Below are 15075 nucleotides of genomic sequence, written 5' to 3' on the forward strand. Positions count from 1 at the left end.
CGTCTCTCAGTTCGCCAGGCCGCGCGGCAACGCCAGCTGCAGCAGGTTGGATTCAGTGGCGTGGGCGCGGGTCTGTTCGCCGCGCATCGCGCCTTCACACAGCACCAGGATGCGGTCGGAAATGCCCATCACTTCCATCAGGTCGCTGGACACCACGATCACCGCAATGCCGCTGGCCGCCAGGTTATGGATGATCTGGTAGATTTCGGCCTTGGCGCCGATGTCGATGCCGCGCGTGGGTTCGTCGAGCAGCAACACCTTCATTGGCATCGACAGCCAGCGGCCCAGAATCGCCTTCTGCTGATTGCCGCCGGACAGGTAGAGGATTTTCTGCTCGGCGTTCGGCGTCTTGACCTTCATCGCAGTGATTTGCCGCTCGGCGTTGCCCTTTTCCCAGCCGTCGCGCAGCAGCCAGCCGAAGCGCGAATGGGCGCCGCGCGCGCTGATGTTGATGTTCTCCGCGACGCTGGACAGCGGAATGATGCCCTCCTTCTTGCGGTCCTCGGGGCACAGCAGTACGCCGGCGGCGATGGCGTCGCGGGGCGAGCGCAGTTGCAGCGGCTGACCACACAGCTCCAGGCTGCCGGCGCTGGCGCGCTCCAAGCCGCTGAGCAGGCGAAACAGCTCGGTACGCCCGGCGCCCACCAGCCCGAACAGGCCAAGAATCTCGCCCTTGCGCACCTCGAAACTGACCGGCTCACGCACGCCGGGGCCGAGCAGGCCCTTGACCTTGAGCGCCACGTCACCGTGCTCGCGCGGGCGGTAATCGTAGATGTCCTGGATATCGCGGCCGACCATGCACGTCACCAACTGGTCGTGGGTCAGCGTGCTCATGTCGTCAAAGGTGCACACGTAGCGGCCGTCCTTGAACACCGTGACCGCGTTGCAGATGCGGAACACTTCTTCCATGCGATGGGACACGTAGAGCACCACTTTGCCCTCGTCGCGCAGGCGCGTGATGATCGCCATCAAGCGGTCGATCTCCCGCGCCGACAGGCTGCTGGTGGGTTCGTCGAAGGCGATCACATGGGCGCCACGGGACAAGGCCTTGGCGATTTCCACCAGTTGCCGCTGGCCGAGGGACAGGCGCCCAAGCTTTTCATCCGGGTCGATTTCATCCGCCAGGCCCTTGAGGCACGCCAGCGCCTGTTGGCGCAGCAGCCGGCGATTGACCACACCGAAACGCGTCGGCAAGTGCCCGAGGAACAGGTTCTCGGCGACGCTCATGTCCGGCACCAGATGCAGCTCCTGATGGATCACTGCAACACCGCTGGCGATGCTGTCGGCGGCGCATTTGAACGCCATGGTCTGCGCGCCGATCTGCACGCTGCCGCTGCTCGGAATGTAGGCGCCGCCGAGGATCTTCAGCAGCGTCGACTTGCCCGCGCCGTTCTCGCCCATCAACGCGTGTACCTGCCCCGGCTGGGCGCTGAAGCTGATGCCATCCAGCGCCTTGACCCCGGGAAAGGTTTTGCCGATGCCGTCAAAACGCAGCGCTGCTGCGCTCATTTCCACAGCCCGATTTTGCTCAGTTCTTCCTGGAAGTTGGCGCGGGTGATCAGCGTCACTTCGTCCATCGCCGTGTACTTCGGCGGCTCCTTACCGGTGGTGACCCACTCGTACATCATCAACGCGGTGTTGTAGCCCTCGATGTGCGGGCTGGGCAGCATCGAGCCGAAGAAACCACTGTTGGCTTTCTTCAATTCGCCGATGGCGTCGGTGCCGTTGATGCCGATGCCGATCACGTTGGCAGCGGCAAAGCCGGCGCTTTCGGTGGCACGTACGCCGCCGAGCACGGTGTTGTCGTTCATGCCGCCGATGATCAGGTTTTTCGCGCCGCTGGGCAGCTTGACCAGCGCCGAGTTGGTGGCGTCCATGCTGCCCGGCACGTCGAGGGTTTTGAGCGCGGCGGTGAGGATGTGGTCCTTGGGAATGCCGGCTTCTTCGAGGGATTTGATCGAACCGTCGGTGCGTTTCTTGCCGGTATCGAGTTCGTTGAAGGTGTTGATCACCGCGTAGGTGTCCTTCCAATCCCACCCGCGATTTTTCGCCTCGGCGGCCATCGCCGCGCCCTGCTTCTGACCGACTTCAAACGCGGCCATGCCCAGGTACGGCACGTCTTCCATGAAATTGCCCTTGGCATCGACGAAGCGATCATCCACGGCCATGACTTTCAAACCATTGACCTTGGCCTTGGCAACAATAGCCGGACCCAGGGACACGTCCGGCGGGCAGATCACAAAACCCTTGGCGCCGTTGGCGGCCAGGCTGTCGATGGCCGAGAGGGTCTTCTCGCCATCGGGCACGGCGATCTTGATCACGGTGAAACCATGTTCCTTGCCGGCTTTTTCGGCGAAGGCCCATTCGGTCTGGAACCAGGGTTCTTCGGCTTGCTTGACCAGGAAGCCGATTTTCACGGCTTCAGCGGCCAGCGACAGCCCACTCAAGCCGATGGCCGAGACCGCCACAGCGGCGCAGCACAAGGAACGGATAGCACGACGACGATTCATACGGTTGACTCCTTATTGTTGTTGTTTTTTGTAGGAGCGAGCTTGCTCGCTCCTACAGGGGTAAAACGGTGAAGCGGTAGAGCGTTTAGCCGGCAAAGCGGTGACACGGTTTGCCTGGCACATCGACCTCGATGGCCAATACCGCGCCATCCAGGGGGTGATCCAAGGGGCTGGCGGCGCTGGTGATGTACAGCGTGGTGAGGTTCGGCCCACCGAACACGCAACTGGTGGGGCGACTGATGGGCAGTTCGACGATGCGCTCCACCGCACCGTCGGGCGTCAGGCGCAGCAGGCAACTGCCGTCCCAGCGCGCGTTCCAGATATAGCCTTCGACGTCCATGGCCGAGCCGTCCGGCCCGCCGCGCGTGTGCGGCCCGAACCACGCCTGGGCCGGCGCCAACTGGCCGTCCGCCTGGATTGCATGGCGGTACAACGTGCCATCCAGGCTGTCGCCGAAGTGCACGTGCGCGCCGTCGTCACTCCACAGCAAGGTATTGGGAATGCCCAGGCCATGGAGCAACGGCGTGACCTGGGCATCGGCATCAATGCGAAACAGGCCGCCGGAGCGCCGCGTGATCGGCAGATCTTCGCCCTGCTCGCCGATGTTGTTCTGCATGGTGCCCAGCCACAGCCGGCCCTGGGCATCGCAGCGCGCTTCATTGCCACGGTTGCCCGGTTGCGGGTCGGCCACGCACAGCAGGGTCAAGGCTTCGGTGACCAGGTCCAGCCGATACACGCCGCTGCTCAAGGTCACCAGCGCGTCGCCGCGTTCGCACGGGATGAACGCCGAGACAGGCTCGGGCAACTGCCATACCTGCAGCCGCCCTTCCATCAGGCGCAGCGCCTGTTTGCCGGCAATATTGACCCAATACAGCGCCTGGGTGGGCACGTCCCAGAACGGCCCTTCTCCCAGTTGCGCACGGTGCGCGGTAACGGCGTGAAACGGCATGTTGCCTCCTGGATTGTTATTGTTCTCAGGTGTGCGTTACAGCGAGTCGCGTGACGGGGTGCCATCCACCAGGCGCTGGATACGCAACGGGTTGGCGTTCTTCAGCGCGTCCGGCAGCAGGCTGTCGGGGTAGTTCTGGAAGCACACCGGGCGCAGGAAGCGGTCGATGGCCAGGCTGCCGACCGAGGTGCCACGGGCATCCGAGGTCGCCGGGTACGGCCCGCCATGCACCATCGCATCGCAGACTTCCACGCCAGTGGGGTAGCCGTTGAGCAGGATACGCCCGACTTTCTGTTCCAGCAGCGGCGTGAGTTCGGCGAACTGTTGCAGGTCGGCCGGCTCGCCGATGATCGTCGCGGTGAGCTGGCCGTGCAGGCCGTGCAAGGCGGCGCTGAGCTGGGCTTGATCAGCGACTTCGACAAACACGGTGGTGGGGCCGAACACTTCTTCTTGCAGCACTTCATCGCCGTCGATCAGCAGGCGCACATCGGCCTTGAACAATTGCGGCTGCGCCTGGTTGCCCGCCTGGACGTCGCCGGCCAGGTGCTGGATGCCAGGGTGCGCGCGGAGTGTGTCCAGGCCTTTGCCGTAGCTGCTCAAGGTGCCGGCGTTGAGCATGGTTTGCGCCGGTTGCTCGCCGATCAGGCGGGCCACCTGTTGGGTGAACGCGGTGAAGGCCGGCGAGGCGATGCCGATCACCAGGCCGGGGTTGGTGCAGAACTGACCGCAGCCTTGCACCACCGAGGCGGTCAGGTCGCGGGCCACGCTGTCGGCGCGTGCTTGCAGGGCCTGGGGCAAGACAATCACCGGGTTGATGCTCGACATCTCGGCAAACACCGGGATCGGTTGCGGGCGCGCCGCCGCCATATCGCACAAGGCGCGACCGCCCTTGAGCGAGCCGGTAAAGCCGACCGCCTGGATGGCCGGGTGCTTGACCAGCGCTTCACCGACGCCGCCGCCAAAGATCATGTTGAACACGCCCGCCGGCATTTCGGTGGCCTCGGCCGCGCGGATGATCGCATCGGCGACGCGCTCGGCCGTGGCCATGTGTCCGCTGTGGGCCTTGAACACCACCGGGCAGCCGGCCGCCAACGCGGCAGCGGTATCGCCGCCCGCGGTGGAAAACGCCAGGGGGAAGTTGCTTGCGCCAAACACCGCCACAGGCCCCAGGCCGATGCGGTATTGGCGCAGGTCCGGACGCGGCAGCGGTTGGCGATCCGGCAGCGCCTTGTCGATGCGCGCGCCGTAGAAATCACCGCGACGCAGCACGTTGGCGAACAGACGCATCTGGCCGCTGGTACGCCCGCGCTCGCCCTTGATGCGTGCGGCGGGCAGCGCGGTTTCGCGGCACACCAGGTCGATGAAGTGATCGCTCAGGGCATCCAGTTCGTCGGCGATCGCGTCGAGGAACTGCGCGCGGCGCGCCGCACTCAAGGCGCGGTAGGCCGGGTACGCGGCGGCAGCAGCCTGGGCGGCGGCGTCGACTTCCTGCGGGGTCGCCTGGTAGAAATCCTGGGGCAAGGCTTCGCCGGTCGCCGCATCAATGCTCTGCAACGTGATGCTGCCATTGGCGCTGCGCTGGCCGCCGATGTAGTTGTGGCCGAGGAACTGGGTCATATGGATCTCCGTTAAAGGGTGATGACATCGCCGGGTTCGAAAGCCGCGTCGGCACTGCCGACCCGGTTGACCAGGGGCGCGCCGAACTCGGCCTGGCTGATCTCGAACACATCCCCCGGTTGGGTACGTATACCGTCGGCGAATGACAGGGTGGCGGTGCCGAAGAAATGGATGTGCACATCACCCGGCTTGAGGAACTGGCTGTATTTGAAGTGGTGGTATTCGAGGTTTTCCAGGCTGTGGCACATATTGGCCTCGCCACTTAAGAATTCGTTCTGCCAGATCACCTCGCCGTTACGCAGGATACGGCTGGTGCCCGCCAGGTGCTGGGGTAATTCGCCCACGCGCAACTCCGGGCCGTAGCTGCAACTGCGCAATTTGGAATGGGCCAGGTACAGGTAGTTCTTGCGCTCCATCACGTGGTCGGAGAACTCGTTGCCCACCGCAAAGCCCAGGCGATAGGGCTTGCGGTCGTGGCCGATCACATACAGGCCGCCGATCTCCGGCTCTTCGCCGGCGTCTTCGGCAAAGGGCGGCACCGGGAACGCCGCGCCAGGGCGCACCACGATGCTGCCGTCGCCTTTATAGAACCATTCGGGCTGCACGCCCGCCTCGCCCGCCGCTGGCTTGCCGCCCTCCACGCCCCACTTGAAGATGCGCATGGTGTCGGTCAGGGCGCGGTCGTCGCCGGCCTGGTGCATCTTGTCCCGCGCCGAGGCGCTGCCCAGGTGGGTCAGGCCGGTGCCGCTGATCAGCATATGGGCCGGGTCGGGATGGTCCAGCGGCGGCAGGATCCTCAGGTCAGCCAGCAAGGCCGCGTAATCATGGCTGTCGCCCAGGCCCAGGCGGTCGACCTGCTGCGCCAGGCCGACGCCCGCTTCGATGGCGGCCAGCGCCAGTTCGCGCACGCTGCGGGCGCTCTTCACTTCACGCAGCGTGGAGCCTTCCACCACACCCACCCGGCGTTCGCCGTTGCCCAACTCGAACTGAACTAAACGCATGAAACTTCTCCTCGATTAAGTACGGGTGGCGCCACGGGCGCTGGCGGCGAATTGGTCGGCGGGCAGCACATGTTTGCGCTCCAGCACGCGGTAAACCACGCCGGTCAAGACCAGCCCGAACACCATCACCGCCGACAGGAAGTACAAGCCCGAAGCCAGGTTGCCGGTGTACTCCTTGAGCGCGCCGATCACGAACGGGCCGATATAGCCGCCGAGGTTGCCCACCGAGTTGATCAGGGCAATGCCCGCCGCCGCACTGGCGCCGGCGAAAAACCGCCCCGGCAAGGTCCAGAACACCGCCGTGCAGGAAAACAGTGCGAACGCCGCCAGGCACAGCGCCGCCATTTGCAGCACCGGCACACTCAGCCAGGCACTGCAGAACAGGCCGATGGCGCCCAGCACATAGAGCACGGCGAGGTGGCCGTAGCGGTCATTCAAACGGTCGGAACTGCGCGGGATGATCAGCAGACCGATGATGCCGAAGATATACGGCACCGCCGAGATAAAGCCGGTGGTCAGGTCGCTGCCGCCGAACTGCTTGATCAGGGTCGGCAGCCACAGGCCCAGGCCATAGATGCTCAGGGTCACCGGCAGGTAGAACAGCGCCAGCAGCAACACGCGCTTGTCCTTGAGGGCGTGCAGCGGGTTGCCGTGGCGGGTCTGGCCGTAGGCTTGCAGGTCCTTGGCCAGTTCGCCGGTGAGCCAGGCTTTTTCGTCCTCGCTCATCCAGTTGACCTGTTTGGGGCCGTCCGGCAGGTAGCGCAGCACCGGCCAGGTGAGCAGGATCGCCGGGGTGCCGATGACGATGAACAGCCATTGCCAGCCGTGCAGGCCGAGGATGCCGTCCATGCCCAGCAGGCCGCCGGACACCGGGCCGGTAATCATCATCGCAATCGGTTGGGACAGGATGAACAGCCCGAGGATCTTGCCGCGATGGCGCACCGGGAACCATTGGGTGATGTAGTACAGCACGCCGGGGAAGAACCCCGCCTCCGCCGCGCCGAGCAGAAAGCGCATCACATAGAAGCTGTGAGGCCCTTGCACGAAGGCCATGCCGATGGTGATGGCGCCCCAGGTGATCATGATCCGCGCAAACCAGCGCCGCGCGCCGAAGCGATCGAGCATCAGGTTGCTGGGAATCTCGAACAGGAAGTAGCCGATAAAGAACAAGCCTGCGCCCAGGCCGTAGGCCGCATCACCGATGCCGATGTCGGCGCCCATGTGCAGCTTGGCAAAGCCCACGGCGGAACGGTCCACGTAGGCGATCAGGTACAGCAGGATCAGGAAGGGAATCAGTTTCAGCGTGATGCGCCGAATAAGCCGCAGTTCCTGGCTCATGGGGGTCGATCTCCGATTGTTGTTTTTATAGAAGCTCGGGGGACGCCTCTCGCGAACATCCGCCAGGGTCATACCTCAGTTAAGCCAGACTATATAGTAGGACTATTTGCAAAACAACTCTTCCAAAGCAGCGATTTTGCGCTTATGTTTAAGCACGCATAGAACATATAGTCATACAATAAGAGAAACCATCATGCCTGATAAAAAGCCCGGCCTACGCTCCGCCCAGTGGTTCGGTACCGCCGACAAGAATGGCTTCATGTACCGCAGCTGGATGAAGAACCAAGGCATCGCCGACCATCAGTTCCATGGCAAACCGATCATCGGTATCTGCAACACCTGGTCGGAGTTGACGCCGTGCAACGCGCATTTCCGCCAGATCGCCGAGCACGTCAAACGCGGCGTGATCGAAGCCGGCGGCTTTCCGGTGGAATTTCCGGTGTTTTCCAACGGCGAGTCCAACCTGCGCCCCACCGCCATGCTGACCCGCAACCTGGCGAGCATGGATGTGGAAGAAGCCATTCGCGGCAACCCGATTGACGGCGTGGTGTTGCTCACCGGCTGCGACAAGACCACCCCCGCGCTGCTGATGGGCGCCGCCAGTTGCGACGTGCCAGCCATCGTGGTCACCGGCGGGCCGATGCTCAACGGCAAGCACAAGGGCCAGGACATCGGCTCGGGCACCGTGGTCTGGCAACTCAGCGAACAGGTCAAGGCCGGCACCATCACCCTGGACGATTTCCTCGCGGCCGAGGGCGGCATGTCGCGTTCGGCGGGCACCTGCAACACCATGGGCACCGCTTCGACCATGGCCTGTATGGCCGAAGCGCTGGGTACGTCGCTGCCCCACAACGCGGCGATCCCGGCGGTGGATGCACGGCGCTATGTGCTGGCGCATATGTCCGGCATGCGCGCGGTAGAGATGGTGCGCGAAGACTTGAAGCTGTCGAAGATCCTCACCAAGGAGGCGTTTGAAAACGCGATCCGCGTGAATGCGGCCATCGGCGGTTCGACCAACGCCGTGATTCACTTGAAAGCCATCGCCGGACGCATCGGCGTGGAATTGGACCTGGACGACTGGACCCGCATCGGCCGCGGCATGCCGACCATCGTCGACCTGCAACCGTCCGGGCGTTTCCTGATGGAAGAGTTCTACTACGCTGGCGGCCTGCCGGCGGTGCTGCGCCGTCTCGGTGAAGCCAACCTGATCCCGCACCCGAATGCCCTGACCGTCAACGGCAAGTCCCTGGGCGAGAACACCAAGGACTCGCCGATCTACGGCCAGGACGAAGTGATCCGCACCCTCGACAACCCGATCCGCGCCGATGGCGGTATCTGTGTCCTGCGCGGCAACCTGGCGCCTCTGGGCGCGGTGCTCAAGCCGTCGGCGGCCAGCGCGGAACTGATGCAGCACCGTGGGCGTGCGGTGGTGTTCGACAACTTCGACATCTATAAGGCACGCATCAACGACCCCGAACTGGATGTGGACGCCAACTCGATCCTGGTCATGAAAAACTGCGGGCCCAAGGGTTATCCGGGCATGGCCGAAGTCGGCAACATGGGCCTGCCGGCCAAGCTGCTGGCCCAGGGCGTGACCGACATGGTGCGCATCTCCGATGCACGCATGAGCGGCACGGCGTACGGCACGGTGGTCTTGCATGTGGCACCGGAAGCGGCCGCCGGCGGGCCGTTGGCTGCGGTGCAAGAAGGTGACTGGATCGAACTCGATTGCGCCAACGGGCGTCTGCACCTGGACATCTCCGATGCCGAGCTGGCCGCGCGCATGGCCGACCTGAAGCCGCCGCAGAACCTGATCGTCGGTGGTTATCGCCAGTTGTATATCGACCATGTGCTGCAGGCCGACCAGGGTTGCGACTTCGATTTCCTGGTCGGTTGCCGAGGGGCGGAAGTCCCCCGTCATTCCCACTAATTGGGATGCTATGATGCCGCCTATTTAGCCAGAGCATCCCTGTCGTTATGGATCACCAGCCGTCCAAGCCGCGCAAGAGCATGCATGCCCAGATCGTCCAGGACTTGGGCATGCACATCGTTTCAGGTCGCTTCAAGCCCGAAGAACGACTGCCCATGGAAGCCACGCTGTGCGAGGAGTACAAGGTCAGCCGCTCGGTACTGCGCGAGGCGACCCGGGTGCTCAGCGCCAAGGGCCTGGTGTATTCCAAGCCACGGGTCGGCGCGGTGGTGCGGCCGCGGGTGAAGTGGCACCTGCTCGACCCGGACGTGCTGTCCTGGTTGATGCAGTCCACGCCCCATAGCGAATTCTTCAACACCCTGGCCGGCGTGCGGCGCATCCTCGAACCGGAAATCGCCGCCATGGCTGCGACCACGGCCACCGCGCAAGACATCGCCACCATCGAAGAAGCCTACCGGGGCATGGAAACCGCGCAAACCCACGAACAACTGCTGCAGGCCGACCTGGACTTCCATCGCGCCATCGCCGACGCCACGCGCAACGACCTCCTCGCCTACATGTGCAACATGCTGTCGCTGCCGCTGCGCGAGTCGATCAACATCACCAACCGCCGCCCGGACATCCAGGGCCTGAGCCTGCCCCGGCACAAGGCGATCCTCACCGCGATCCAGAACCGCGACGCCCTCGGCGCCCGGCACGCGTCGCTGGTGCAGCTGGATGACACGCGGGTAGCGCTGGATACGGTGATGAATGTGCTGACGCCGCTTTAATAATGTGGGAGCAAGCCCCCACATTTGAAGCGGTGTACGCCGTTACAGGGTGTAGGCGATGCCGACCTGCACCGTGCGCGGCTCACCCGGATACGCGTACACGTTACCGAACGCACCCTCTTCATAGTCGCGGTTGAACAGGTTCTTCACATCCAGGTTCAGCCGCACCTTGTCGTTGACCTTGTAGTAGCTGAGCAGGTCCACCACGGTGTAGGCGTCCATGGAGAAGGCGCTGTTGGACGTCTGGCCAGCGCGTTCATCCACGTATTTACCTCCCACCCCCAGGCCCAGGCCTTTGAGGGTGCCGTCCTGGAACTCATAGACGTTGAGCAGGCTGAAGCTGTTGCGCGGGATGTTGAGCAAACGGGTGCCGGTGCGCAGGGTGTTGTCCTTGGTGACTTCGGCATCCACATAGGCATAACCGCCGATCACGCGCCACTCGGGGGTGATGTTGCCCGCCACGTTCAGATCGAACCCGCGGCTGCGCACTTGGCCGGCGGCAACGCTGAAGGTCGAGTCCAGCGGATCGGTGGTCAGCACGTTTTTCTTCTCGATCTGGTAGATCGCCGCATCGACGCTCAACTGTCGATCCAGGGCCTCCCACTTGACGCCCATCTCGTAGGACTTGCCTTTCTCCGGCTCAAAACCACCGCCCTCGCGGGCGGCGCCGGTGTTGGGCTTGAACGAGCGCGCCGCGTCGGCGTAGACCGCGACGGTTTCGGTGAGGTCGTAGATCACGCCCACCCGTGGGGTAACGGCGTTGTCGCTGGCTTCCCAGCTTTTGCCGCCGGGCACATACGTGTGGTAGTCGTGCTCGAAGCGCTCGAAACGGGCGCCGGCGAGCACTTTCAGGCGGTCGGTCAGGGCCACCTGGTCCTGGACGAACGCGGCGTAGGTCTTGAGGTTTTCCTTGTCGTGGGTTGGCGTGCGCGTCAGGGCCGGGCGGGCCTGGCCGTACACCGGGTCGAAGATGTCGATGGCGTAGCTGCCCGCCGCGCCGCTGGAACGCTGGATGATCGACTTGTAGTCGTAATCCTCGAATTCGACGCCCGTCAGCAAGGTGTGATCGAACCCGCCCGTGGAGAAGTGCCCAGTGAGGTTGAGCTGGGTGTCTTTGTCGGTCCATTCCAGCTTGCGGTAGTTGAAGTTGCGGCTGAGGGTGCGCCCGTCGGCGGCCAGGCTGTTGGCTTCGACGGCGTTGCCTTGCAAGGTGCCGTCCAGCCACTGGAAACCACCGCCCAGGGTCCAGTTGTCGTTGAGCAGGTGCTCGAAACGCAGTTGGGCCATGCTGTTGTCGTTGTGCAGTTTGCCGGCGTCTTTTTCGCCCCAGAAGGTGTCGCGCGACGGCGTGCCTGTTTGATTGGCATAGCGCGTCAGGCCCCGGTCCAGCGGGTGGTTGTTGCGCATGAAATCCCCTTCGAAAATCACCTTGGTGTCATCGGTGGCTTGCCAGGTGATCACCGGCGTCACGCCATAACGCTCGGTTTCGACATGGTCGCGGAAGGTGTCGCCCCCCTCGCCCACCACGTTCAGGCGATAGGCCAGGCGACCTTGCTCGTCCAACGGGCCGGACGCGTCGAGGGTGGCGCGCTGCATGCCCTGGTCATCGAGTTGGCTGCCCAGGGTCACCGTCGGTTCGGCCAGCGGTTGCTTGGAGACCACGTTGAAGGTACCGCCGGGATCGCCACGGCCGTAGAGCATGGTGGCCGGCCCGCGCAGCACTTCCAGGCGTTCGATGCTGTTGGCGTCGGGCATGTTCGGGTAGCCACGGTTGATCGGGAATCCGTTGCGATAGAACTCGCCGGTGGTGAAGCCGCGCACCGTGAAGGTGGTCAGCCCCTGCCCGCCGAAGTTGTTGGCGCGACCGACACCGCCGGCGTAGTCGAGGGCATCCTGCAGGCGGGTGGCGCCGATGTCCTCGACCACGTCCTTGGACACGACGCTGATGGACTGCGGTGTTTCATGAATCGAGGTGTCGGTACGCGTCGCGCTGGCCGAACGTGTGGCGTGATACCCCTTAACCGGGCCCTGGGCGGTCTCATAGTCCGCTGCGCCGGTGATGTTGGTCGCTTGCAGTTCGAGCGGGGTGGTTTCGGTGGAGGCAACCTCGGCCCAGGTGAACGGGGAAAACGCCTGGAGCACACAGATTGAAATCAGGGTACGACGCATGGATGCTGGACCTAATGAATGAGCCGAATGGAATGGCAGATCTGCCAAAAACGCGGCGTGGATGGTATACCAAATCATTACTGTTTGATACACGTTCTCATTCACTGTTTTTCGAGTATCCACTGTGTATCCGGCTCAAATCCAGGTCGAAAAAAGCCACTCGATTGAGTGGCTCATCACCTCAGAAGCGCGCCTCAGCGATAGCGTTCCAACCAATGTGCGTAAGGCGCTGGCAAGGTCCAGGAGGCCTTCTCGACGCCCAGCTCCTTGGCGGCAAAGTACGCCCAATGCGGATCAGCCAGGTGTGCGCGGCCCACCGAGACCAGGTCCAACTGGCCGGCCTGCAACGCGCCTTCGGCCAGTTGCGGTGTACCAAATCCCCAGGCCGACGTGACCGGAATACCGGCTTCGCGACGCACGCGCTCGGCGACCGGGCCCAGGAACGCCGGGCCCCATGGGATGTTAGTGTCGGGGATGGTAAAGCCGACGCTGACGCTCAGCAGGTCGAGGCCGCCGGCCTTGAAGCGACGGGCCAGTTCGATGGACTCGGTGAGGGTCTGCTCGTCACGGCCGTCGTATTCGATCACGCCGAAACGCGCGGTCAGCGGCAGGTTTTCCGGCCAGACTTCACGCACGGCGGCCAGGGTTTCCAGGAGGAAACGGCTGCGGTTGTCGAAGCTGCCACCGTAGGCATCGGTGCGCTGGTTGGAATGCTCGGAGAAAAAACTCTGGGCCAGATAGCCGTGGGCGAAGTGCAGTTCGATCCACTCGAAGCCGGCGTCACGGGCACGGCGGGCGGCGTCGACAAAGTCCTGCTTGACCCGGGCAATGTCGTCCAGGGTCATGGCACGTGGCACCTGGGGCAGATTGGCCCCGAATGCGATGGCCGACGGTGCGATGGTTTCCCACGCACGGGCGTCGCTGGACTGCATGTGATCGTCGCCCTCCCACGGGCGGTTGGCGCTGGCCTTGCGTCCGGCGTGGGCGATCTGGATGCCCGGCACCGAACCGGCCGCCTTGATGGCCTTGACCATCGGCACGAACGCCTGGGCATGGGCATCGCTCCAGATACCGGCGCAACCTGGGGTGATACGCCCGTCAGGTGCGACGGCGGTGGCCTCGACCACCACCAGACCGGCACCGCCACGGGCCATGCTGGCCAGGTGCACGTGATGCCAGTCGTTGACGATGCCGTCATCGGCCATGTATTGGCACATTGGCGGGACGGCGATGCGATTACGCAAGGTGACGTCTTTGAGCTTGAACGGTTCAAACAATGCAGACATGAGGGCGCTCCGAGGGAGTGGGTGGCTGATTCGATAGTTCGATGGTAATCGAACTATAGTCTTCTACGATACCCCCCTGTTATGATTCGTTTCATGCGAGCCTTTAAACACCCTCCCCTTGAAGCCCTGACCCTCGAGCGCCTGCTGTACGCCTTGAGTGATCCGGTGCGCCTGGACATCGTACGCCGCCTGGCCACTGTGCCCGAAGCCACCTGCGGCGAACTGGACGGCGGACGGCCCAAGTCGAGCATGTCCCATCACTTTCGCGTGTTGCGCGACGCCGGCCTGGTGCAGACCCGCAATGTCGGCACCACTCATATGAACTCGTTGCGTGGTGATGTTCTTGAGGCGCGCTTTCCGGGGTTGTTGGCGAGCATTCTGGCCCAGCACTGAAAAACGATTCAGCTTTCGCAACCCTTGACCGCGAACCTTTCACCGCAAACCACCGTCCGAGTTCAGGCACTGTTGCCTACCGCTCCCACGAGGTCTGCGTTTGAAAGCCGCTATCACCAAGAAATACCGCCTGGTCATCAAGACCATGGGCTATATGGGCTGGTCGTTGTTCTGGCTGTTGCTGTGGGACGTCGCCGTCACCGTGGACTTCATGCTGTTTCTCACCGCCAAGATCAACCTGCCGCTGATGCCCCTGACCCTGCTGGGCTCGGCGCTGGTGGTGTTGATCAGTTTTCGTAACAGCAGCGCCTACAACCGCTGGTGGGAAGCGCGCACGCTGTGGGGGGCGATGGTCAATAACTCGCGCAGTTTCGCGCGCCAGGTACTGACCCTGCTGGACGACGCCGGCGAAGACGCCAACCCGGTCAAGGCCACCCTGCTGCGCCGCCATGTGGCCTATGTGAACTGCCTGGCCGCTCATCTCAGGGGCCAGCCGTGCCCCGACGAAGTGCGAGCGTTCATTCCCGCCGAGGAATTCGCGCGCAGCGGCGCCACGAATAACTTCGCCAACGATATCCTCACCGGCTCGGCGGCGCTGCTGGCCAGGGAATACAAGGCCGGGCGCCTGGACAGCATTCGCCTGGCGCGACTGGAGTCGACCCTGGTGGACTTGTCCAATGCCCAGGGCGGTATGGAACGTATCGCCAATACACCGCTGCCCTACCCTTATGTGTATTTTCCGCGCCTGTTTATCTCGCTGTTCTGCCTGATCGTGCCAGTGGGCCTGGTGGAATCCCTGGGTTGGTTCACGCCGCTGGCTTCCACGGTGGTGGGGTTCATGCTGCTGGCCATCGAGCGCATCGGCACCGACCTGCAAAGCCCGTTTCACTCCAGCGAACACCAGATCCAGATGGAAAGCCTCTGCGAAACCATCGAAAAAAACCTGCAGTCGATGCAGCGTGATGCGCTGGGTGGCGAGCGCATCGGTTAAACATCCGCTCAGGCCTCAAGTGCTTGCCCCCCCTGTCGATATACAGGGGGTACGCGTGCCCGCCTTATAACAATGCATGCGACGTTCGACGCTACTGTTTTCTCCTTGCCAAAACTATAAA

Annotated in this window: 12 protein-coding genes; 4 read left to right on the forward strand and 8 right to left on the reverse strand. The window is 63.5% G+C overall.

Annotation, left to right across the window (positions count from 1 at the left end):
* Positions 1–6: 6 nt before the first annotated feature.
* The 6 genes from araG to ACLH0J_RS22545 all read right to left on the reverse strand — a co-directional run bounded on the left by araG (position 7) and on the right by ACLH0J_RS22545 (position 7415).
* Positions 7–1509 (reverse strand): L-arabinose ABC transporter ATP-binding protein AraG, encoded by a 1503-nt coding sequence (gene araG, locus ACLH0J_RS22520; protein WP_411389100.1) that lies wholly within the window; start codon positions 1507–1509, stop codon positions 7–9.
* Positions 1506–2510, reverse strand: a complete 1005-nt coding sequence (locus tag ACLH0J_RS22525; protein ID WP_411389101.1) for a substrate-binding domain-containing protein — start codon at positions 2508–2510, stop codon at positions 1506–1508. The genes araG and ACLH0J_RS22525 overlap by 4 nt, the downstream gene beginning before the upstream one ends.
* A gap of 85 nt (positions 2511–2595) precedes the next feature.
* Positions 2596–3459 (reverse strand): SMP-30/gluconolactonase/LRE family protein, encoded by an 864-nt coding sequence (locus tag ACLH0J_RS22530; RefSeq protein ID WP_411389102.1) that lies wholly within the window; start codon positions 3457–3459, stop codon positions 2596–2598.
* 36 nt (positions 3460–3495) lie between these two features.
* On the reverse strand, positions 3496–5076 hold the full coding sequence (locus ACLH0J_RS22535; RefSeq protein WP_411389103.1) for an aldehyde dehydrogenase (NADP(+)): 1581 nt from the start codon (positions 5074–5076) through the stop codon (positions 3496–3498).
* Positions 5077–5087: 11 nt separating this feature from the next.
* On the reverse strand, positions 5088–6077 hold the full coding sequence (gene araD1, locus ACLH0J_RS22540) for an AraD1 family protein (RefSeq protein WP_411389104.1): 990 nt from the start codon (positions 6075–6077) through the stop codon (positions 5088–5090).
* Positions 6078–6092: 15 nt separating this feature from the next.
* Positions 6093–7415 (reverse strand): MFS transporter, encoded by a 1323-nt coding sequence (locus ACLH0J_RS22545; RefSeq protein ID WP_411389105.1) that lies wholly within the window; start codon positions 7413–7415, stop codon positions 6093–6095.
* A gap of 193 nt (positions 7416–7608) precedes the next feature.
* Between ACLH0J_RS22545 and ACLH0J_RS22550 the strand changes: the two genes are divergently transcribed.
* Together ACLH0J_RS22550 and ACLH0J_RS22555 are read left to right on the forward strand one after the other, a co-directional pair.
* A complete protein-coding gene (locus ACLH0J_RS22550; RefSeq protein ID WP_010567329.1) occupies positions 7609–9345 on the forward strand; it encodes an IlvD/Edd family dehydratase in 1737 nt (578 codons plus the stop codon).
* A 47-nt stretch (positions 9346–9392) separates the two neighbouring features.
* Entirely contained in the window at positions 9393–10115 is a 723-nt protein-coding gene (locus tag ACLH0J_RS22555; RefSeq protein ID WP_411389106.1) for a FadR/GntR family transcriptional regulator, read from the forward strand.
* Between the two features lie 42 nt (positions 10116–10157).
* Here ACLH0J_RS22555 and ACLH0J_RS22560 read toward each other — a convergent pair whose 3' ends face one another.
* Positions 10158–12284: a TonB-dependent siderophore receptor gene (locus ACLH0J_RS22560; RefSeq protein ID WP_411389107.1), complete on the reverse strand. Its 2127-nt coding sequence runs from the start codon at positions 12282–12284 to the stop codon at positions 10158–10160.
* A 194-nt stretch (positions 12285–12478) separates the two neighbouring features.
* Positions 12479–13570 carry an NADH:flavin oxidoreductase/NADH oxidase gene (locus ACLH0J_RS22565; protein ID WP_411389108.1) on the reverse strand — a complete coding sequence of 364 codons (1092 nt, stop codon included), beginning with the start codon at positions 13568–13570 and terminating at the stop codon, positions 12479–12481.
* A gap of 93 nt (positions 13571–13663) precedes the next feature.
* On the opposite strand from ACLH0J_RS22565, the gene ACLH0J_RS22570 reads away from it, so the two are divergent.
* Both ACLH0J_RS22570 and ACLH0J_RS22575 read left to right on the forward strand, forming a co-directional pair.
* Positions 13664–13963, forward strand: a complete 300-nt coding sequence (locus tag ACLH0J_RS22570; RefSeq protein WP_411389109.1) for an ArsR/SmtB family transcription factor — start codon at positions 13664–13666, stop codon at positions 13961–13963.
* Between the two features lie 100 nt (positions 13964–14063).
* Complete coding sequence (locus tag ACLH0J_RS22575; protein ID WP_411389110.1) at positions 14064–14954, forward strand: bestrophin family protein; 891 nt, start codon at positions 14064–14066, stop codon at positions 14952–14954.
* Positions 14955–15075 lie beyond the last annotated feature (121 nt).

This window comes from Pseudomonas sp. MPB23 (genome assembly GCF_046605395.1).
GTDB lineage: Bacteria > Pseudomonadota > Gammaproteobacteria > Pseudomonadales > Pseudomonadaceae > Aquipseudomonas.